At 35.5% G+C, this 20,280-nt stretch carries 24 protein-coding genes and 1 pseudogene; 16 read left to right on the top strand and 9 right to left on the bottom strand.

Annotation, left to right across the window (positions count from 1 at the left end; all coding sequences use genetic code 11):
• Nucleotide 1: 1 nt before the first annotated feature.
• Nucleotides 2–583 (bottom strand): DUF6434 domain-containing protein, encoded by a 582-nt coding sequence (locus BGI23_RS17295; RefSeq protein WP_070806684.1) that lies wholly within the window; start codon nt 581–583, stop codon nt 2–4.
• Between the two features lie 104 nt (nt 584–687).
• Here BGI23_RS17295 and BGI23_RS17290 point away from each other — a divergent pair, with 104 nt between their 5' ends.
• Nucleotides 688–1,131 (top strand): NUDIX hydrolase, encoded by a 444-nt coding sequence (locus BGI23_RS17290; protein WP_070806683.1) that lies wholly within the window; start codon nt 688–690, stop codon nt 1,129–1,131.
• Between the two features lie 44 nt (nt 1,132–1,175).
• On the opposite strand, the gene BGI23_RS17285 is transcribed toward BGI23_RS17290, so the two are convergent.
• On the bottom strand, nt 1,176–2,378 hold the full coding sequence (locus BGI23_RS17285) for an alanyl-tRNA editing protein (protein WP_157441042.1): 1,203 nt from the start codon (nt 2,376–2,378) through the stop codon (nt 1,176–1,178).
• Nucleotides 2,379–2,515: 137 nt separating this feature from the next.
• On the opposite strand from BGI23_RS17285, the gene BGI23_RS17280 reads away from it, so the two are divergent.
• Both BGI23_RS17280 and BGI23_RS17275 read left to right on the top strand, forming a co-directional pair.
• On the top strand, nt 2,516–2,923 hold the full coding sequence (locus BGI23_RS17280; protein ID WP_000965140.1) for a hypothetical protein: 408 nt from the start codon (nt 2,516–2,518) through the stop codon (nt 2,921–2,923).
• Nucleotides 2,924–2,991: 68 nt separating this feature from the next.
• On the top strand, nt 2,992–4,230 hold the full coding sequence (locus tag BGI23_RS17275) for an MDR family MFS transporter (RefSeq protein WP_070806681.1): 1,239 nt from the start codon (nt 2,992–2,994) through the stop codon (nt 4,228–4,230).
• 93 nt (nt 4,231–4,323) lie between these two features.
• Here BGI23_RS17275 and BGI23_RS17270 read toward each other — a convergent pair whose 3' ends face one another.
• Nucleotides 4,324–4,710, bottom strand: coding sequence for an Hsp20/alpha crystallin family protein (locus tag BGI23_RS17270; RefSeq protein ID WP_000516732.1), 387 nt, complete (start codon nt 4,708–4,710; stop codon nt 4,324–4,326).
• A 124-nt stretch (nt 4,711–4,834) separates the two neighbouring features.
• Nucleotides 4,835–4,957: a small acid-soluble spore protein P gene (locus BGI23_RS17265; protein WP_000042141.1), complete on the bottom strand. Its 123-nt coding sequence runs from the start codon at nt 4,955–4,957 to the stop codon at nt 4,835–4,837.
• A 121-nt stretch (nt 4,958–5,078) separates the two neighbouring features.
• Here BGI23_RS17265 and BGI23_RS17260 point away from each other — a divergent pair, with 121 nt between their 5' ends.
• Both BGI23_RS17260 and pdaB read left to right on the top strand, forming a co-directional pair.
• Nucleotides 5,079–5,342, top strand: coding sequence for a hypothetical protein (locus BGI23_RS17260; RefSeq protein ID WP_001146294.1), 264 nt, complete (start codon nt 5,079–5,081; stop codon nt 5,340–5,342).
• 45 nt (nt 5,343–5,387) lie between these two features.
• Nucleotides 5,388–6,113, top strand: a complete 726-nt coding sequence (gene pdaB, locus BGI23_RS17255) for a polysaccharide deacetylase family sporulation protein PdaB (RefSeq protein ID WP_157441062.1) — start codon at nt 5,388–5,390, stop codon at nt 6,111–6,113.
• 41 nt (nt 6,114–6,154) lie between these two features.
• Here the strand turns inward: pdaB and sspO are convergent, their stop codons facing one another.
• The gene (sspO, locus tag BGI23_RS17250) at nt 6,155–6,304 is read right to left on the bottom strand and encodes an acid-soluble spore protein SspO (RefSeq protein ID WP_000518052.1); all 150 of its coding nucleotides are present in this window, start codon (nt 6,302–6,304) and stop codon (nt 6,155–6,157) included.
• Between the two features lie 291 nt (nt 6,305–6,595).
• Between sspO and acnA the strand changes: the two genes are divergently transcribed.
• Together acnA and BGI23_RS17240 are read left to right on the top strand one after the other, a co-directional pair.
• On the top strand, nt 6,596–9,319 hold the full coding sequence (acnA, locus tag BGI23_RS17245; RefSeq protein ID WP_000238570.1) for an aconitate hydratase AcnA: 2,724 nt from the start codon (nt 6,596–6,598) through the stop codon (nt 9,317–9,319).
• A 116-nt stretch (nt 9,320–9,435) separates the two neighbouring features.
• Nucleotides 9,436–11,084, top strand: a pseudogene (locus BGI23_RS17240) (ABC transporter ATP-binding protein).
• 23 nt (nt 11,085–11,107) lie between these two features.
• Here BGI23_RS17240 and BGI23_RS17235 read toward each other — a convergent pair.
• Nucleotides 11,108–11,365: a hypothetical protein gene (locus tag BGI23_RS17235; protein WP_001083869.1), complete on the bottom strand. Its 258-nt coding sequence runs from the start codon at nt 11,363–11,365 to the stop codon at nt 11,108–11,110.
• A gap of 248 nt (nt 11,366–11,613) precedes the next feature.
• Here BGI23_RS17235 and BGI23_RS17230 point away from each other — a divergent pair, with 248 nt between their 5' ends.
• From BGI23_RS17230 to tlp, 5 genes are all read left to right on the top strand, one after another.
• Complete coding sequence (locus tag BGI23_RS17230; RefSeq protein WP_070806680.1) at nt 11,614–12,189, top strand: TlpA family protein disulfide reductase; 576 nt, start codon at nt 11,614–11,616, stop codon at nt 12,187–12,189.
• A gap of 117 nt (nt 12,190–12,306) precedes the next feature.
• Nucleotides 12,307–13,254 carry a 3'-5' exonuclease gene (locus BGI23_RS17225; protein WP_070806679.1) on the top strand — a complete coding sequence of 316 codons (948 nt, stop codon included), beginning with the start codon at nt 12,307–12,309 and terminating at the stop codon, nt 13,252–13,254.
• 141 nt (nt 13,255–13,395) lie between these two features.
• Nucleotides 13,396–13,539 (top strand): FbpB family small basic protein, encoded by a 144-nt coding sequence (locus BGI23_RS17220; RefSeq protein WP_001254697.1) that lies wholly within the window; start codon nt 13,396–13,398, stop codon nt 13,537–13,539.
• 43 nt (nt 13,540–13,582) lie between these two features.
• Nucleotides 13,583–13,717, top strand: coding sequence for an acid-soluble spore protein SspN (gene sspN / locus BGI23_RS17215; RefSeq protein ID WP_000070190.1), 135 nt, complete (start codon nt 13,583–13,585; stop codon nt 13,715–13,717).
• 99 nt (nt 13,718–13,816) lie between these two features.
• Nucleotides 13,817–14,014, top strand: coding sequence for a small acid-soluble spore protein Tlp (tlp, locus tag BGI23_RS17210; protein ID WP_001133509.1), 198 nt, complete (start codon nt 13,817–13,819; stop codon nt 14,012–14,014).
• Between the two features lie 28 nt (nt 14,015–14,042).
• Here tlp and BGI23_RS17205 read toward each other — a convergent pair whose 3' ends face one another.
• Nucleotides 14,043–15,335 carry a glycoside hydrolase family 18 protein gene (locus tag BGI23_RS17205; RefSeq protein ID WP_070806678.1) on the bottom strand — a complete coding sequence of 431 codons (1,293 nt, stop codon included), beginning with the start codon at nt 15,333–15,335 and terminating at the stop codon, nt 14,043–14,045.
• Nucleotides 15,336–15,443: 108 nt separating this feature from the next.
• On the opposite strand from BGI23_RS17205, the gene BGI23_RS17200 reads away from it, so the two are divergent.
• Nucleotides 15,444–15,863: an acyl-CoA thioesterase gene (locus tag BGI23_RS17200; RefSeq protein WP_000495810.1), complete on the top strand. Its 420-nt coding sequence runs from the start codon at nt 15,444–15,446 to the stop codon at nt 15,861–15,863.
• Between the two features lie 26 nt (nt 15,864–15,889).
• Here the strand turns inward: BGI23_RS17200 and BGI23_RS17195 are convergent, their stop codons facing one another.
• Nucleotides 15,890–16,180, bottom strand: a complete 291-nt coding sequence (locus BGI23_RS17195) for a HesB/YadR/YfhF family protein (protein WP_070806677.1) — start codon at nt 16,178–16,180, stop codon at nt 15,890–15,892.
• A gap of 108 nt (nt 16,181–16,288) precedes the next feature.
• Complete coding sequence (gene plsY / locus BGI23_RS17190; protein WP_070806676.1) at nt 16,289–16,885, bottom strand: glycerol-3-phosphate 1-O-acyltransferase PlsY; 597 nt, start codon at nt 16,883–16,885, stop codon at nt 16,289–16,291.
• A 225-nt stretch (nt 16,886–17,110) separates the two neighbouring features.
• Between plsY and BGI23_RS17185 the strand changes: the two genes are divergently transcribed.
• From BGI23_RS17185 to BGI23_RS17175, 3 genes are read left to right on the top strand one after another with little or no spacing between them, the layout of a single operon-like run.
• On the top strand, nt 17,111–18,967 hold the full coding sequence (locus tag BGI23_RS17185; RefSeq protein WP_070806675.1) for an anaerobic ribonucleoside triphosphate reductase: 1,857 nt from the start codon (nt 17,111–17,113) through the stop codon (nt 18,965–18,967).
• Nucleotides 18,964–19,416 carry an anaerobic ribonucleoside-triphosphate reductase activating protein gene (gene nrdG / locus BGI23_RS17180; protein WP_070806674.1) on the top strand — a complete coding sequence of 151 codons (453 nt, stop codon included), beginning with the start codon at nt 18,964–18,966 and terminating at the stop codon, nt 19,414–19,416. Before BGI23_RS17185 ends, nrdG begins: the two co-directional genes overlap by 4 nt.
• 19 nt (nt 19,417–19,435) lie before the next feature.
• Entirely contained in the window at nt 19,436–20,113 is a 678-nt protein-coding gene (locus BGI23_RS17175; RefSeq protein WP_001044683.1) for a response regulator transcription factor, read from the top strand.
• The last annotated feature ends 167 nt before the right edge of the window (nt 20,114–20,280 follow it).

Raw genomic sequence — 20,280 nt, 5'->3', positions numbered from 1 at the left:
ACTAGTTTTCTACTTTTTGAGGAACATAAGCATTGCTACCACGTTTTGCTTTTATTTCATTCCAAGCAGCGATAGCATCAGCTTTTGATTTTCCTTTATTATTTGGATCTTCGAAAAAGTCACGAGTGAAACGATTGTATTCAAATTGTGCACCGATAGTTGTTTTGTATGTAGGATCTTTTTTTCGTTCGTTTTCTTCATACCAAAACGTTATCGCATCTTCATATGTTTTTCCAACATTCTCTTTAAAAAACTTTTGAAGAGCTACTGTAAAGCGGAAGTTTGCTCCGATTTTTTCTTTGAAAAAAGCACGAACATCTTCGCTACAGCGGTGATTGTTAGTAATAATCGTTTGAAGAGAAAGTTCTTTATAAGAGAGGGAAGTTTTACTCATCTTTTGACCAGAGCTGTTTTTTAATATTTTACCAGTATATAAATAATGTGAGATACGCTCGGTTATTTCAATCTTAGAGCCACTAGCTGGTAACCCATGCTCACGACAAAATGTTTGCAGTTCTGCTTTTAACCAATAATAGTTTTGGAAATCTTCAAGTGATATAGACTTTGTTAAAGGTGGACGCATGAATGTAACAACTTCTTTCTTCCATAATTTTCTTTAATTATAAAACATATGTTCTTTTTGTGGAAGGATTAATTTGTAAATATAACAGGAAGAGGAGATTACATATGGAAAATGTAATGCAAGTTCGTGTTACTGGGATTTTAATTGAAGATGAAAAAGTATTACTAGTAAAGCAAAAAGTTGCTAATCGGAATTGGTCTTTACCTGGAGGAAGAGCAGAGAATGGCGAAACGTTAGAGGAAGCAATGATTCGAGAAATGAGAGAAGAGACAGGGTTAGAAGTTAACATTCAGAAGCTACTCTATGTTTGTGATAAACCAGATGCACGCCCGTCTTTATTACATATAACGTTTTTGCTTGAAAGGATTGAAGGTGAAATTACGCTACCTTCTAACGAGTTTGATCATAATCCGATTCATGATGTGCAAATGGTACCGGTTAACGAATTAAGTCATTATGGTTTTTCGGAAACTTTTATAAAACTGGTAAATGAAGGGTTTGCAAATGCAGGGAGTTATCAAGGCTTGAAACGAAATATAGGCTTGTAAATAAAGATGAAGGATAGCTATTAGCTATCCTTCATAAACATGCTTTACACTGCTGACTGTAAAGAAGAAATAAGCTGATTTAAAAACTCGTCCCCAGTCATAAGCGCTTTTCCGCCGCCACGTGCACTCTTTTTATTTCCACCACCTTTTCCTTCAATAGCAGGAAGAGCGTCTTTTAAAAGTACATTCATATCAAGTGTGACTGTCTTTCCACAAGCGAGGATGCATTGTAATTTGTCCTCGTTTTCAATAACGAAATATGTAATGGCATGCTCTTGTTGTTCTGTAATAATAGCGGATAGCTTTGCGATTTCTTGCATAGAACGATTTGTAAACACTTTAGAAATAAGTATGCCAGCATGTATTTTGGTAGGTTGTTGAAGTAGTTCGTTTGCCTCTGTATATAATAATTTTTCAGTCATTGTTTGCATTGCTTTTTCATTTTCTTTTTGAGAAGTAAGAAGTTGTGTTACTTTTGCTGGAATATCATTCTCGCTACTGTTTAATTGTTTAGAAACATCTTTTATAATTTGTTGCTGTTGCCCCATTACTTTAAGTGTGCGCCAGCCAGCGATAAACGTTAATCGTATGCCACCTTTATTACGCTCCCATTCTAATACTTGAATAGGACCTACTTCACCTGTACGTTTCGGGTGCGTTCCGCCACAGCCATTGTAGTCATAATTTTCGATAATAACAACGCGTATATTTTCTGTTAAAGTCGGTTCTTTACGAAGCGGCAATGTTTTCGCTTCTTCTAAGTTCATCCACTGGATGCGGATTGGATGATTTTCAAAAACAATTTTGTTCGCAATTTGCACTGCTTTTTCAACCGTTTTTGCATGTAAATTTTCTGTTTCTAAATCAATTGTTACCGTTTCTTTACCAAGATGGAATCCAATCGTAGGTACGTTAAAGTAATCCCAAAAAGCAGCAGATAAAATGTGCTGAGCCGCATGTTGTTGCATATGATCAAAACGGCGCTCCCAATTAATTTTACCTTCTATGTCTTCTGTATGTAATTGTTCTGCAATGTAGTGACGAATTTCTCCGTTTATCTCTTCTACATTGATTACATCGATATCATTTAATGTACCAGTATCATACGGTTGTCCGCCGCCTGTCGGATAAAATGCTGTTTCATTCAAAACAACGTATAAGTTACCGTCTTTATCATAATCTTGCTTTATAATTTTAGTAGTAAAGTCTTGCTTATAAGTGTCAGTGTAATATAATTTGTGCTCCAATTTTCTTTCTCCTCTCGCATTAACTAGTTTCATTGTAAAGCAATTGAAATTAGTTTCCTAATATTTCAGAAGAAAGAAACTATTTTTAGAATTTTCTTGCTATAATAAGAAAAAGAAAATGCGGGGGTGGAATGAATATGTTGTATGAAAACGGCGTAGATAAACTGCTTAGTTTAAGCAAAAATATTTCTGAATTGTATCGAGAATTAAACGAAATGACCCGGATTTTAACGGATTGTAACCGTGAAAGTGTGAAGTTTGATCGGTTATATGTAAAAGAGGTGCTGTGGAAGAAAGAAGATGTAATAGAAAAATATGACCAGCTACTTGTGCAACTTTGTATAAATGAATGCTTTGATTTAAAAAGTGTCATTACAGGCGAATATAAGTATACATATGAAGAAGTAGAAAACATCGTTTTACAATTTAATGAGAAGTATAATGTTGCAATTTTAATTAAAGATGTTTGTAAAGAATTACAGTTTACATATGGCATAGATATGGATATAACGAGAACAGCTCGAGTATCAACAGCTCAAGTATAAAAAGGGAAAAGAAAGCAGATCCTTTGCTTTCTTTTTTTATGTGATAACAGGGAGAGTAGGTTTTTAAGATGAAGGGGAAGTTACAAAATATTCATCCGTTAGGAATGACAATTATAATAGGGACTTTATTTGCGAGGTTCGCCACGTCAATGAGTATTCCTTTTTTAGCAATTTATTTAACGACTGTTAAAGGCGTATCAGCTGGAATGACGGGTGCTATTATTGGAACGAGTGCACTTGTTGGAGTGTTTGCTAGTTTTATCGGAGGGAATTTATCTGATCGATTCGGTCGAAATATGATTCTAATATGGTCCATGATCGTTTGGGTGTTTGTATTCATAGGTTTTTCACTTGCAGATCATGTTTTCAGTTTCTTTTTATTAAATGCTTTAAATGGATTATGTAGGTCCTTTTTTGAACCGACGTCAAGAGCATTATTATCAGATTTAACGAAACCAGAGTATCGTTTACTCGTATATAATTTGCGTTACGGTGCAATCAATGTTGGAGTAGCGATTGGGCCACTTGTCGGATTACAAATCGGAAGCGCAAAATCTACAATTCCTTTTTTAGTAGCAGCGGGAGTATATATTCTATATACAGCTATATTAGCATTCCAATTTAAGAAGTATCCAATTGAAAAAAAGAAAGTAAATATAGAAAAGCCTGTCACAATGTTAAATGCAATTCGCATTTTGCGAAAGGATGTTGTATTTTTAGTCGCGTTAGTTGGTATTATTTTGAGTAATTGTGGTTTTTCTCACTTAACGACGACAGTATCACAATATTTTGCAAATGCACATATATTCCAGGATGGAGTGAAGCTATTCTCATATATGCTCGCTTTAAATGCAGTTGTTGTAGTGATTATTCAATATCCTGTTATTCAAATGTGTAAAAAGTATACACTATTAGGATCCATTATGGTTGGAACTTTATTTGTGAGCGGGGGATTATTTGGATTTGGAATAGTAGAATCTATGCTAGGTGCTGCTATTTGCACAATTATTTTTACAATTGGAGAAGTCTTAATGTTTTCAATGACGGATGTATTTATAGATGATATAGCTGTTTCACAGTTAAAAGGAACATATTTTGGAGCAATGGGATTTTCAGGAATTGGAGCAGTAATAGGTCCATGGTTTGGGGGAGTACTTCTCGATTATTACGGGTACCAAAATGGATTTGTAGTATTTTCAGCGTTAGCTATATTTTCAACTGTAGCATTTCCCGTACTTTTAATTACGAAAGGTTTATTGAAAAAAAGGCATGGTGCAAATTGTAATTTAGAATTACATGCGAAATAAAATAATCCCCAGTCATCTGCTGGGGGTTATTTTTGTATTTATCCCGTTATTAACGGGTAGTAAAACTCCTGTTGATTAAAGTTTTACTTTATTTTAATTCTCAATTTGAAAAAGAACTTTTTCTTCATGTTTATGAGCAACTTCGTTTTTGGAAATATGAATGGCTAAGTATCCATTCTCTAAGCAGGCTAGCATCTTCTTATAAATAATATTATCGGGTAAAGGAATGATTCTCTGCAAAGAAATATTTTTATGAAGTATGCAAATGTTTAGGCCTGTCTTCATCTTTTTAATGACTACATTTTGTTCTTTTACATTTGGTACATCTGTTTCCAAAATGTATTCTTGTTCCGTTTCACAAAGGTCAATATGAATTTGATTTGGGAAACTAAAGTTGCTACAAGAATCAGAACAAAACTGATCCATCCATTCTTCGAAACCATCAACATGAAAAAGACAATCCTTCTTTTTCTTGCCCATGTAAGACACCCTCCGTAAAATCTCAATTCATACTATGTTATGCATGAATGAAGTAGGGGTGAAGAATAAATGGAAAAATATAAACATTGTATGTGGAAAAGGTAGCTAGTGTGCATTTTTTGTTTTACATATCATGATGTGCATGATGTTTTTGACGTGAATGGTTACGGTTTTTTACTTTATGAGATCCGCTTAATGGTTCGGGTTGTCCTTTTTTTTCTTTCGCTTCACGATTGTTTTTGCTCATTTTCTGTGACACCTCCTCTTTCTTTTTAGAATGAGAGAAGTTTGCAAATTTATACGAGAATGTTTTTAGAAAAAAAGGTAAAGATAAGTGGGACTAACTATTATGGAAAGGGGATTGTATAATGCCATATCATAAAGATAAGCAACAAGCTTTTCAAGCAGCGCAGCAAGGTGTTACACAAGCAGAAAATGCATTTAACAACATTGTAAAAAATGATCCAAACTACGGTCATGATTTAAAAGAATTACGCCAAGAGGTTCAGGAAGCCTATGAACAGATTCAAAATGCACTAGAAGTAGCTTCGGAAACACAACGCCCACAACTTGAGCAATACGAAAATAATCTTCAAAATATTATGCAGCATGTAGATCAATTAGAAAAGTAAATGAGGTTGTTGTGTATTCGACAACCTCTTACTTTAACGAATATTATGCGAAAACAGAAAATTTTTCTAGTCATTTTTTCTTTATTATGCGCAGTACATATATTTCAAGTTGAAAAAGTGGAAGCGAAAATGTTGCTCAGAAAAGAGCTAGAACCAACTGGCTATGTAACATGGGAAGTACCTAATAATGAAAAGATTATTGCTATTACATTTGATGATGGACCGGATCCAACTTATACACCACAAATTTTAAATTTATTGCGCCAATATAAAGCAGAAGCGACATTTTTTATGATTGGATTTCGAGTTCAGCGTAATCCATATTTAGTGAAACAAGTGTTAAAAGAGGGGCATGAAATTGGAAATCATACGATGAACCATTTGTATGCGAGTAATTCATCGGATGAAAAATTAGAAAATGATATTTTAGATGGAAAGAAATTTTTCGAAAAATGGGTGAAAGAGCCTTTGCTATTCCGTCCTCCTGGCGGTTATATTAACGATGCTGTATTTAAAACAGCGAAAGAAGCTGGTTATCAAACTGTTCTATGGTCGTGGCATCAAGATCCGCGTGATTGGGCAAATCCAGGGGTTGAATCTATCGTAAATCATGTAGTGAAACATGCTAAAAGTGGTGATATTGTATTGTTACATGATGGGGGAAATAATCGTAGTCAAACAGTAGCGGCGCTAGCAAAAATATTACCTGAACTGAAAAAGCAGGGCTATCGATTTGTAACGGTTTCGGAATTGTTACGTTATAAACATTAGAAAAAATCCCAAAAGGTGAATGCTCCTTTTGGGATTTTTCGTTACTGGTTCTTTTTGCGTTTCTTATTATTTTGTCGTTCTGCAGGAGTTAAGTTTTCATTTGCAAACTCTTCGTTATAACCAGCACCTTGTCCTTGTGCAGATGCTGCATTCATTCCTGAAATAGTATGATTTGCTTTTCTTTTACCCATTTTATTTCACCTCTATAACTTTTTTTGTAAGTTGCATGATGAGCAGTTCATAGTATGTATGAACTGTAAAGAAAGCGCTAATAGAGCACTTTACTTTATGGTAATAGTATTCATAAGGAACATGAACACTATTCAAATTTAGAAACATAAAGAAAACTTATGATAATCTATAAGTTTCTTATTATTTACTTATTTAGAAAGTTGTAATAAGATATTATCGTAAGGTATTGAAAAGTTTGTCTACATTTTATATTCAGACAACTTAGTCACGTTTAACAGGGGGGAAACATAATGGTCAAACATAATCCATTTCAATCACGTGCAACTTTTGAAGTAGATGGAAAAACGTATCATTATTATGATTTGAAAGCGCTTGAAAATGCAGGGGTTGGCAACGTATCTCAATTACCATATTCCGTGAAAGTTTTACTTGAATCAGTACTTCGTCAAGTAGACGGACGTGTAATTACAGAAGAGCATGTTACAAATTTAGCGAAATGGGGAACGAAAGATGTGCAAGATATCGATGTTCCATTTAAACCATCTCGTGTAATTTTACAAGATTTCACTGGTGTTCCAGCTGTTGTTGATTTGGCTTCGCTTCGTAAAGCAATGGCAGACATGGGTGGGGATCCTGATAAAATTAATCCGGAAATTACTGTAGACCTTGTAATTGATCACTCTGTACAGGTTGATAGAGCGGGTACAGCAGACGCGCTTGCATTCAACATGGACTTAGAGTTTAAACGTAATGAAGAACGTTATAAATTTTTAAGCTGGGCACAAAAATCATTTGATAACTATCGTGCAGTTCCGCCAGCTACAGGTATTGTACACCAAGTAAACCTTGAATATTTAGCACCAGTTGTTCACGCGGTAAAAAATGCTGAAGGTGACTTAGTTGCATACCCAGATTCATTAGTTGGAACAGACTCACATACAACAATGATTAACGGTATCGGCGTTCTTGGATGGGGCGTTGGTGGTATTGAAGCAGAAGCAGGAATGCTTGGACAGCCTTCATACTTCCCAGTACCTGAAGTAATCGGTGTGAAATTAACTGGTACACTTCCAAGTGGTACTACAGCAACTGACGTTGCATTAAAAGTAACACAAGTATTACGTCAAAAAGGTGTAGTTGGTAAGTTCGTTGAGTTCTTCGGTAATGGCTTAAAGAGCATGCCTTTAGCTGATCGTGCGACAATTTCAAATATGGCACCAGAATACGGTGCAACTTGTGGATTCTTCCCAATCGACGAAATTTCATTAGAATACTTGCGTTTAACAGGTAGAGATGAAGAGCAAATTCGCGTTGTTGAAGAATACTGTAAAGCGAACGGCCTATTCTATACAGCAGACAGCAAAGATCCAATTTACACTGATCTTGTTGAAATTGATTTAAATACAATCGAATCTAACCTTTCTGGACCGAAACGCCCACAAGATTTAATTCCACTTTCAGATATGAAAGATGCGTTCCACAAAGCTGTTGTAGCACCAGTTGGAACACAAGGACTTGGATTTAATGAGCAAGAGTTCGATAAAGAAGTGAAGGTTACATTAGAAGATAAAGAAGTAACGATGAAAACAGGTGCAATCGCAATCGCTGCAATTACAAGCTGTACAAATACATCAAACCCATACGTATTAATTGGGGCAGGTTTAGTTGCGAAGAAAGCAATTGAAAAAGGACTTAAAGTACCTGAGTACGTAAAAACATCATTAGCACCAGGATCTAAAGTTGTTACTGAATACTTAGATAAATCAGGTTTAACAACGTATTTAGACCAATTAGGTTTCCAAACAGTTGGTTACGGCTGTACGACTTGTATCGGTAACTCTGGTCCATTAGCACCGGAATTAGAAGAAGCAATCGCGGCAAACGATTTATTAGTAACATCTGTTTTATCTGGTAACCGTAACTTCGAAGGTCGTATTCACCCGCTTGTAAAAGCGAACTACTTAGCATCACCACCACTTGTTGTGGCTTATGCACTTGCAGGTACTGTCGATATTGACCTGAAAAATGATGAAATCGGTAAAGATGCAAATGGCAATGCTGTTTACTTCAATGACATTTGGCCATCAGCTAAAGAAATTGAAGATGTAGTCCAAAGTGTTGTTACATCTGAACTGTTCAAGAAAGAATATGCACAAGTATTTAACAGCAATGAGCGTTGGAATGAAATCCAAACTTCAAACGAAGCTTTATATACTTGGGATAATGATTCAACATACATTCAAAACCCACCATTCTTTGAAGGTTTATCTAAAGAGCCAGGTGAAGTTGAAACGTTATCAGGCTTACGCGTAGTTGGTAAATTTGGTGACTCTGTAACGACAGACCACATTTCACCAGCAGGTTCAATCGGTAAGCATACACCAGCTGGACGCTATTTATTAGAAAACGGCGTACAACCAGTTGACTTTAACTCTTACGGTTCTCGTCGTGGTAACCATGAAGTTATGATGCGTGGTACATTCGCGAACATCCGTATTAAAAACCAAATCGCACCAGGAACAGAAGGCGGATATACAACATACTGGCCAACTGGTGAAGTAACATCTATCTATGATGCTGCTATGAAGTATAAAGAAGATGGCACAGGCCTTCTAGTTATTGCAGGTAAAGATTACGGTATGGGAAGTTCTCGTGACTGGGCTGCAAAAGGTACAAACTTATTAGGTATTAAAGCAGTAATCGCAGAAAGCTTCGAGCGTATTCACCGCAGTAACTTAGTGTTAATGGGCGTATTACCGCTTCAATTTAAAGATGGCGAAAGCGCTGAAACGTTAGGTCTTGTTGGTAACGAGTCATTTGAAATTCAAATCGACAAAACAGTTAGACCGCGTGATCTTGTAAAAGTAGTTGCAACTGATGCAGATGGCAATGAAAAACAATTTGAAGTAGTAGCTCGTTTCGATAGTGAAGTTGAAATTGACTACTACCGTCACGGTGGTATCCTGCAAATGGTTCTTCGTGAGAAAATTGAAGAGTCTAAAGTGTCGAACTAAACAATTGAAATGAATGATAAGGAAGCTAACAACTGTTAGCTTCCTTATTTTATGGAAAGGGATGAAACCAAATGGTTTCATCCCTTTCTTTTTACTATAAAAATGGAGGGAATACTATGAAAGAATATAAAAGAATTTTGTTACCGTTACAGAAAGAAAAAATATTAGTAATAGCAGCTGTATGCAGTGGGATTTTTGCAGCTATTTTAAATCTATCCCGTCCACTATTCATGGGACTAATTGTAGATAACCTAATTCAACGAGAGCTGAAGGGAGCGTATTTTTACATTACTTTGTTTACAGTTACCCGCTTATTGATGTGGGTGAACAATCTTTCATTTGATTATGTAAGCTCAAAAGCGAGCCAGCGAATATTACGAGAGAAGCGTATAGATGTATTGCGCCATTTTTTCCTATTACCGTTTGAAGAGAGTGAGAAAATCAAACAAGGAGAGCTAGAAACGTTAGTCGTATCTGATATTCCGAACTGGGTCAGGTTATATGGTTCTATATTAATAGAATATATACACGCCATTGCGCAATTTATCGGTGCGATCATAGCACTACAACATATAGATATACAGTTTATATTGTGGGTAACTCCATTTTTATTTTTAAGTGCAATGGTTCCGGTGTTAATGGGGAAAAAGGTAAGGCATATTGCAAGCATTGCTCAAAACAATCAATCAAGTGTTGTAGAGATGGTGTCGCAGTTTGTAAAAGGCGTACAAGATTTACGTAGTTTGTAAAAAGAAAAGTGGGCCGTTCGCTTATTTAAAGGAGTAACAGCACAATCTTATAAAACAGAAGTAAAGAAGACGATGATGCAACATTGCATTGGAGTAGTTGGAACAGTGATTGAAACAGGAGCATATATCGTTGTTCTCATTGTAGGCGCACAAAAAATAATGAAAGGGGGAATGGAAGTTGGTTCACTTGTTGCAGTGTTAGCTACAATAGAGATGCTCTTTTTCCCTGTCCGTTATGTGGGAGATTTATTAATAATGACACAAGTTGCAGCTGCTTCGGCAAGTAGAGTGTTTTCCTTTTTAGATAAACGAGTTGCAAATAGTAATGTAGAAAGAGCGATAGGGATGACAATGACAAATGTTTCATTTCAGGAGAATGGTGAAGAGAAATGCAGAATTCATAATATTGATTTGCAAATTAATCCTGGCGAACTCGTTATGATTGTCGGAGAAAGTGGTGCAGGAAAAACAACGCTTTTAAAATTAATGACAGGGTTGTATAAACCATCTAACGGTAGCGTTGTTTATTATGGTCAGAAGGCTCGTATGACTACAGTGTGGCAAGAACCTCATTTTTTTCGGACGACAGTAAAAGAGAATATGTATTTCGGGGAGGAGTATTTAGAAAATGATTTAAAAAAAATATTGAACTTATAAATGTGAAGCCGATAATTAGAGATTTACCTAAGGGGATTCAAACTGTACTACATAAAAGTGGAGAAGAGTTTTCGGGAGGAGAAAGAAAACGGCTTGCATTATTGCGAGCAATTGGTTCAAATCCGAATTTTATTATTTTAGATGAACCGACTGCGGGATTAGATCCAAGCAATCAAGAATTTGTTTGGAATATGATAGAAGGACTAGGAAGCGATGTAACGAGAATTGTGGCAACGCATGATGTAGAGAAAGTAATACTAGCAGATCGCGTTGTCATCATGAAAGAAGGAAGTATTGTAGCATGTGGAAGTCCTGAAAAATTAATAAATAGTCATTCATTTTTTAAGAGACGTGAATAAAGATAAGAGCATTGTTCTTATCTTTATTCAGCGTCATTTATTTGATACTCGATAGATTCGGAATGATTCAAATCAACATTAAAAGTAGCAGTCATAAGGAAAGTTGTAATTCCGAGGATTATGAAAAGGACGAATGAGACTAGAGAGATGTATAGACAAATACGCCCTACTTTCTTTTTTTCAATATCTTTACTAAAGAGTGAAATGATCCATGTAATAATACCGATTGGATATAAAAGAAAACTAAGAATATATAATGTTATTTTTTCGAATGAATTCATAAACAATCCCCCTTTTGTTGAAGGTTATATAACCATGAAAATAAAAGGTGAATGGGTCTAGAAGAAGATAGGTAATACTTCATTTGTTTTTCTAATTATATGATAAAAAGGAAAAAAATGCACTTTAAATAAGAATATTCTAATTATTTCGACTGTGAATATTTCCAAGCTTGTCCGTATAAGCTAAAATAAGGTATATAGCATTTTGGTGAATATGTTAGAAGACAAACACGTTAGGGTGATATAAAATGTGGCGGAAGCTTACGATTATTGTAGTGTTACTTTGTTTAGCGGGATATGCAGCTTATGAACAGTTTGGCAAAAACGATCAGGCGGTACAAGGAAAGCAAGCAAAAAGTGAAGCTGCTATGAAAGAGATGATTGCAAGTAACGGTATTGAAATAGGAAAGAGTGCGCCAGACTTTGAATTAACGAAGTTAGATGGAACGAATATAAAGTTATCGGATTTGAAAGGAAAAAAGGTGATTTTAAACTTTTGGGCAACGTGGTGTGGACCTTGCCAGCAAGAAATGCCGGATATGGAAGCTTTCTATAAAAAACATAAAGATAACGTAGAAATTTTAGCAATAAATTATACGCCTTCCGAAAAAGGTGGAGGAGTAGAAAAGGTAAGTAATTTTGCGAAGGAAAAAGGAATTACATTTCCTATCTTATTGGACAAGAACATTGATGTAACAACAGCCTATAAAGTCATTACGATCCCAACTTCGTATTTTATAGATACGAAAGGTGTCATTCAAGATAAGTTTATTGGGCCGATGACGCAAAAAGAGATGGAGAAACGGATTGCTAAATTAAAATAACAGTGAAAAGGTAGAGATGGAATATAATCATTTCTGCCTTTTCTTTTTCACGTTGTGAAAGCTTCATGATATGATAAAAGAAATATAAACGTTGAGAGATAAAGGAGTGTATTTGGAGTGGGGAATATATCCTTACCGTTAGATTATGTTGTAATTGACTTTGAAACAACAGGATTTAACCCTTATAATGATAAAATCATTCAAGTGGCAGCAGTGAAATATCGTAATCATGAACTAGTAGATCAATTTGTTTCCTATGTGAATCCGGAGCGTCCAATCCCGGACCGAATAACGAGTTTAACAGGTATTACAAATTATCGTGTTTCAGATGCACCGACGATTGAAGAAGTGTTACCTTTATTTTTAGCATTTTTACATACAAATGTAATTGTCGCTCATAATGCTTCTTTTGATATGCGCTTTTTGAAAAGCAATGTTAATATGCTTGGGTTACCGGAACCTCAAAATAAAGTGATTGATACTGTATTTTTAGCGAAGAAATATATGAAGCACGCTCCTAATCATAAACTTGAAACGTTAAAGCGAATGCTTGGAATTCGTTTAAGTTCTCATAATGCATTTGATGATTGTATTACTTGTGCAGCAGTTTATCAAAAATGTGCCTCTATTGAAGAAGAGGCGAAAAGGAAATCGAATACAGAAGTACTTGATGAGACAGCAGTATATGAAGCGGTAAAAGAGATACTTGTACGAAATAAACGTGATATCGAATGGATTCGTTGCATGAATGTAGGGAGCTATTTAGATATAAAAGCTTTTTATCCAGTTATGAGATTAAAGGTAAAAGGGCGAAAGAAATACGTATTAACAGACATATTAGAAGATGATGTGAAAGAAATATGTACGAGTTTAGCATGTGAACCGGCATTAAAAAGTGAAGTTGGTAATACGAGAATTATGCTGAATAGCTTAGAGGATGTCTTGAAATTAGAAAGTTATATTTTAGAACAGTATGATTTCGTACTGCAAGCGCTGCATGATTATAAACAAAGTGAAATGAATGCAGATGAAAAGTTAAAAGAGTATTTAAATATTATGGTATAAAAAACTCCGTGTACGTTTTATTGTACACGGAGTTTTTTTAGGAGTATTAAAACATAAAATTTTCTTGCAAATCTGATTAAAGAGTTTTTCCTTTGCTCATACTATGTATAGTAAGAATGAGAAGGAGAGAGGGTGAACAGCATGAGAAGAAGTCGTCGCAAATCATTTGACGAGCTTGTGAAAGAAAATAAACAACAATTATTAAGCGATCGCGATGCAATCGATCGCATTGAAGAGCGTATTGAAAAACGTTATGAAATGAAACTTTTTAAGCAAGCTGAATAATTCTTAACACTAGTACGATACTACTGTTAAGGAGGCGATAGTAATGAGTAATCCGAAAAAGAATTCAAAAGATTTTGCACCGAATCATATTGGAACACAATCAAAAAAAGCTGGTGGCAATAAAGGGAAGCAAATGCAAGACCAAACGGGTAAACAACCGATTGTTGATAACGGTTAAAGAAAAGGAGAATATTGTATTCTCCTTTTTTATGTATAAATTTGAGGGAAGATAGGTAATTTAAGATGGTGTGTATATACAATATTAGGAGGAAAGTACATGCCAAATCCAGATAATCGAAGTGATAACGCTGAAAAGTTACAAGAAATGGTGCAAAATACAATTGATAACTTTAATGAAGCAAAAGAAACAGCGGAGCTTTCTAATGAAAAAGACCGTTCTGCTATTGAAGCAAAAAATCAAAGACGTTTAGAAAGTATTGACTCATTAAAAAGTGAAATCAAAGATGAATCTTAACAGAATGTACAAAAAGGGCTGACTTTTGTCAGCCCTTTTTCGTAATTGTAAAGTTTTCAACGAGTAAACGCCAATTTTGTGGGAATGGTAAACCGATCTTCCAATAACTAATACCGCCAATGTCTTGTTCTTTCATTAAGTTGAATTTACTTTGAATAGATCTCGCATCTTCAAACCAAACTTCGTGTTGTACGCCGTTTTCGTCAAAGTAATTGAAATGAGGAGCTTGAGCTGTGAAATCATAGCGGATAGGAACATTGTATTTACGAGCTAATGCAACAGCTGCGACAGAACTAACTGCTTTTGCAGGTGGATTTCCTTGTTTGAACGGAAGTTTCCAATCGAATCCGTATAAATTTTGTCCCATCATAATTTTTTGTGGCGGCATTTGAGATTTTGCGTATTGAAGTACTTCTTTTACAGGACCGATAGGAGAAATTGCCATCGGTGGTCCGCCTTGCCAACCCCAGTCGTATGTCATAATAACGACGAAATCAACAATTTGTCCTTGTGCTTTATAATCGTGAGCTTCAAAAAATTTTCCTTTTTGGTTTGAACTTGTTTTCGGTACTAGCGTTGTACTCAATGTGTATCCGTTAGGTAAACGGGTTTTCACATTACGTAAAAAGCGATTATACGCCTCTCGGTCTTCAGGAGCTACACTCTCGAAATCAAAATGAATGTCTCGCATACCGTACTTCTCAGCAGTTTGCAAAATGTTTGTAATAAATTTATTTTGAATCGTTGCATCACGTAAAATAACGGATGTTAGATCGGCACTAAAGTTTCCATTTTCAATATTTGTAATAACGAGCATAGGAATGGTGTTTCCTTGCGTTGCAATATTAGCAATTTTAGCTGTTTCAGTTGGTTCTTTTAACGTACCATCTCTTTTTGCCTCGAAACTGAAGTAGGCTAAGTATGTTAAAAATGGATTAATAGCACGTGTAGCATTAACTAAACTTTCTTTAATGGGGATAGTTGAAGGTTGTAAATAAGCGATGGATTCTACTGCTCGTTTCGTCCCTTTTGGAATATATAATTGCTGGCCAACATGGAGAATGGATTTTAAAGATAAATTATTCACTTTAGCTAAACTAGCGAGAGGAACGTTATATGTTTGAGAGATTCGATATAAGCTATCGCCAGGCTGTACATAATAATTATTTCCTTTCGTATTCACAATTAGTGCCTGACCAACAACGAGTGTTTCAGCTGGATTTAGTCCATTGTCCTTTACTATTTCGTCAGGTGTGGATCCGTATTTTGATGCCAAGCTATATACGCTATCCCCGCTACGAACCGTTACAATTTGAATCATATGCTTGCTCCTTTCGGTAAAAGATTCACTGTTTTTATTTTATTTTTGCTTCCGCTGTATTATGATTAAATGTATGCAAGGCAGCAGAAGTGAAAGAAGGGAATACATATGTTTGTAGCAGAACATGAAGTTGAAATCCGTTATGCGGAAACAGATCAAATGGGTGTTGTTTACCATTCAAACTATTTGGTGTGGCTTGAATTAGGTCGCACGAAACTTATACAAGATTTAGGGTTTTCATATGTTGAAATGGAGAAGGAAGGAATTATTTCTCCTGTTTTAGATTTGCAAATTTCTTATCGTAAAGCGATGCGCTACGGGGAAAAAGCAATTGTAAAAACGTGGGTTGATACAGTGAGCCCGCTTCGCGTTGTATATGGATATGAAATTTATAATGGTGATGGCGAACTTTGTATTACTGCAAGTACGACAAATATTTGTGCGAAAAAAGAAGGGTTCAGGCCTGTATCATTTAAAAAGTTCTATCCTGAGTGGTATGCGAAATATGAGGAAATTAAGAAAAAATAAAAAAACGTGGCGGAAGCCACGTTTTTTTATTTTTCATAATTAAATTGCGGGAAATCATCACCGTCGTTAAATGTAACAACTAAATTATGTCCATCGAAGAACCACTCATCATCGCTTTCAATAAAGAAGTTAATATCTTCTTCTTGAATTTGCACAGCAGGATGTACAGGATCATCTTTACGAATACCTAAAGAAAGTCCTTTTTGCACAGTACTGCAACCACCGTATTGTACGAAAAAGCGTAGTGTTTCACCTGATTGTAAGTTTAATTCGTTTTTATACCATTGTGCTGCTTCTTTTGTTACGGAAAGATTCATGTATAGTTCCTCCAAATTATGTTGCTTTTTCTTTAGTATAAAAAATAACGCAAAAAGACGCTATTAATATGCTTCACGTTTTCTTTTTGCGTTATGTGGGTTACGATCTTATTTTTGCTTTTTTGAAAAGTTTGCTTTCGGCTCAGTTTTATTTATAATTCGTCCAATATTTGCACGGTGTTTATAAATAACGATACCTGCTAATAAACACATCGCAATAATGAAGATTTTATCCCCGCTAACAATTGATGCGATAACGGCAACGACAGCTGTTACCATAGAAGAAAGTGATACGTATCTTGTTGTAAATAAAAGGCTGAAAAAGACAACAGCTAATATTGCAAAAACAACTGGTGAGTAGCATAATAGCACGCCAGCAGAAGTTGCAACTGCTTTACCACCACGGAATTTTGCGAAAATCGGATACACATGTCCAAGAACAGCTGCTAGTCCGAACCATAGTGGATGAACATCTAACGCGAAAATAATTGGTAGACTCGTTGCTAATGTACCTTTTAAAATGTCAGCAATTGTAACGATAAAACCTGCTTTTTTCCCTAATGTGCGGAATGTATTTGTTCCGCCTAAATTACCGCTTCCGTGCTCACGAATGTCAATTCCATAACCAATCTTTCCAACGACTAGTGCAAATGGAATCGAGCCAAGTAAGTAGGCAACGATAAATAAAAGATATGTAGTAACCATAAGTTCAGTCTCCTTTATTCAAATGTGTTGATAAAGGGTAAAAAGAGTTTTTCCCGTATATTGTACCATACATTTGTAAAGAGCACATTTCTTTTTTGTAAATGAAAAATTCATTATTTCGTGCAAAAAATTTCACAGGAATGTTACATTTCTCACAGAAACAATAAGACTATATGTAGTAACATTTTAATCAAAAGACAACAACATATTGGTGGAGGGTTATAAATGTTACAAAAAAATACACGTGGAGAAGAATTAATGAGAGTGTTTGAGACGATTGTCCACGGCAATGAACAAGATTTAATGCAAGAAAATGCAAATGTAGACGGCCGCTCTCCAATGGGAGTAATGGGAACGTTCGCATCTGAGAGTGCAAAATATTATGCTGTTGAAAATTTATTGTCAGATCAAGTGAAAAAAGCGATAAATGAAAATATATTATATCCACATGATTTAGATTTTTATGCGACAGGAACGACGACTTGTTCACAAATTCCGTTAGCGCAAATGCTTGCGAACGGTTTTCATACCGGACATGGACATATGAGACAACCGCAAGACATTAAAAGTGCATTAGCTCTTTCATCTATTATTTTTCAAGCGAATCAAAATATGCAGCACGGTGGTCAATCGTTTGCACTCTTTGATGTTGATTTAGCTCCATATGTGAGAAAAACAGTAGAGAGACATAAGAAACGATTACAGTCATATCCGCTTACGAAAGAACAAATAGAAGAATTTGCGTGGAAAGAAACAGAAAATGATACGTATCAGGCTTGTGAGGCTTTCATTCATAATTCAAATAGTATGCATAGTAGGGGCGGCGGGCAAGTCCCGTTTATTTCTATTAATTATGGAACAGACACATCAAAAGAAGGACGGTTATTAGTTAGAAAGCTTTTAAAAGCGACACAAGCTGGTCTTGGTAAAGGAGAAACACCAATTTTTCCTATTCAAATTTTTAAAATGAAAAAAGGTGTGAACTTTGAAGAAAGTGATCCGAACTATGATTTATTTGAATTAGCGTTAGAGACAACGGCTGAACGATTATTCCCTAACTTTTCATTTTTAGATGCGCCATTTAATGCTGTGCATTATGATGGAAGACCGGAAAGTGAAGTATGTTACATGGGATGTCGTACTCGTGTTATGTCGAACATACATGGAGAAGAAACGGCGATTGGAAGAGGGAATTTATCATTTACATCTATTAATTTAGTGAAATTAGCGTTAATTAGTGGTTCAAAAGAAGCGTTTTTTGAAGCGTTAAATTATTATTTAGATTTAGGAATTAAGCAATTATTAGAGCGATTTGAGTATCAATGTACGAAGCGAGCAAGAGATTTCCGATTTTTATATTCACAAGGTGTATGGCGCGGTGGAGAAAAGTTACAGCCTGAAGATTCTGTAGCATCCATTTTAAAGCAAGGGACATTAAGTCTTGGTTTTATCGGTCTTGCGGAGTGTTTAGTAGCTTTAACAGGAAAGCATCACGGAGAAGATGAAGAATCATGGAAACTCGGGTATGAAATTATTTCCTTTATGAGAGATAGAATGGATAAAGCGACAGAAGAACATGAACTGAATTTCTCAGTCATTGCAACTCCAGCAGAAGGATTATCAGGGAAGTTTGTGAAAAAAGATAGAGAAGAATTTGGCGTGATTAGCGGTATAACAAATCATAATTACTATACGAATTCATTCCATATTCCAGTTTATTATAACATGCAAGCGATAAATAAAATTCGTTTAGAAGGCCCGTTCCACGCTCTATGTAACGGGGGACATATTACGTATATTGAACTAGATGGAGCGGCAATGCATAACAAAAAGGCATTAAAACAAATTGTGCAAGCGATGGCAGAACATGGCGTTGGATACGGTTCAATTAATCATCCTGTTGACCGTTGTAAGTGCTGTAGTTATCACGGAGTTATTGGAAATGAATGTCCGAGCTGCGGAAATGAAGATGAGGCTAATATAGAAAGAATTCGCCGTATAACAGGTTACCTTGTAGGAGATATGTCGAAGTGGAATAGTGCGAAACGTAGTGAAGAGATGGATCGGGTGAAACATAAATGAAAGTGATGAACATTATTCATGATAGTGTAGTAGATGGAGAAGGGTTGCGGACAGTCGTGTTTTTTGCGGGCTGTCCGCATCGTTGTTTCGGTTGCCATAATCCGAAATCGTGGAATATTTGTAATGGAACTGAAATGACAGTAGAAGAAATTGTGAAAGAGATTGCAAGTAATCCATTAACTGATGTAACATTTTCAGGTGGAGATCCATTTTTCCAAGCTGCTGAAGTGAAAAAAGTAGCAAAATCTGTGAAAGATTTGAAAAAAAATTTATGGATGTATACAGGTTATACGTTAGAAGAGATACAGAGTTCTCAAAATAATGATATGATAGAGTTGTTACATTATGGGGATGTTTTAGTCGATGGAAGATTTGAAATCGAGAAAAAAGATTTAACACTTCCATTTCGCGGAAGCTCCAATCAACGTATTATTCGATTGAAAGAGTAAAAAGGCGGGATAGATTATTATGAATAAAACAGTATTACTTGTTGAAGATGAAAGAAGATTACGTGAAATTGTTAGCGATTATTTTCGTAATGAAGGCTTTGAAGTAATCGAAGCAGAAGACGGAAAAAAAGCGCTAGAATTATTTGCAGAGCATGAAATTGATTTAATTATGTTAGATATTATGTTACCAGAAATAGATGGATGGTCTGTTTGTAGACGAATTAGAAAAGAATCTGCAGTACCAATTATTATGCTAACAGCACGTTCGGATGAGGATGATACATTACTAGGGTTCGAATTAGGTGCAGATGAGTATGTAACGAAACCTTTCAGCCCGAAAGTGTTAGTAGCTCGCGCGAAGACGTTATTAAAACGTGCGGATGGCGTGGTAGGGGTAGCAGAAGAAAATGCTATGTCTTTAGCTGGAATAGAAGTGAATCGTCTATCTAGAACTGTTTTAGTAGATGGAGAAGAAATTATATTAACACATAAAGAATTTGAACTTCTCGTTTATTTAATGGAGAACAAAGGAATTGTGTTGTCACGTCAACATTTATTAGATCAGTTATGGGGATATGACTATTACGGTGATGACCGAACGGTTGATACTCATATTAAAAAACTACGAAATAAGCTAGGAGATAAAGCGAAGCATATCGGTACTGTTATTCGTGTTGGTTATAAATTTGAAGAATAACTCGGAACGTATTGTGTGCTTCAGTCTAGGAAAATAACAATTTTATATCCTCTTTTGCAGGTGGAATGTACAAAAAATGCTTTTTTTGTCTACAATGTTAAATAAGTGTATTTTTTTAATTGGATTTCACGATGAGTTCACAAGAAGGACACAAAACGTGACTATAC

The organism is Bacillus sp. ABP14, from assembly GCF_001831375.1.
In the GTDB taxonomy this organism is placed as follows: domain Bacteria; phylum Bacillota; class Bacilli; order Bacillales; family Bacillaceae_G; genus Bacillus_A; species Bacillus_A paranthracis.
Note: the sequence above shows the minus strand (reverse complement) of the source record. Positions and strands in the feature narration are given on the sequence as shown.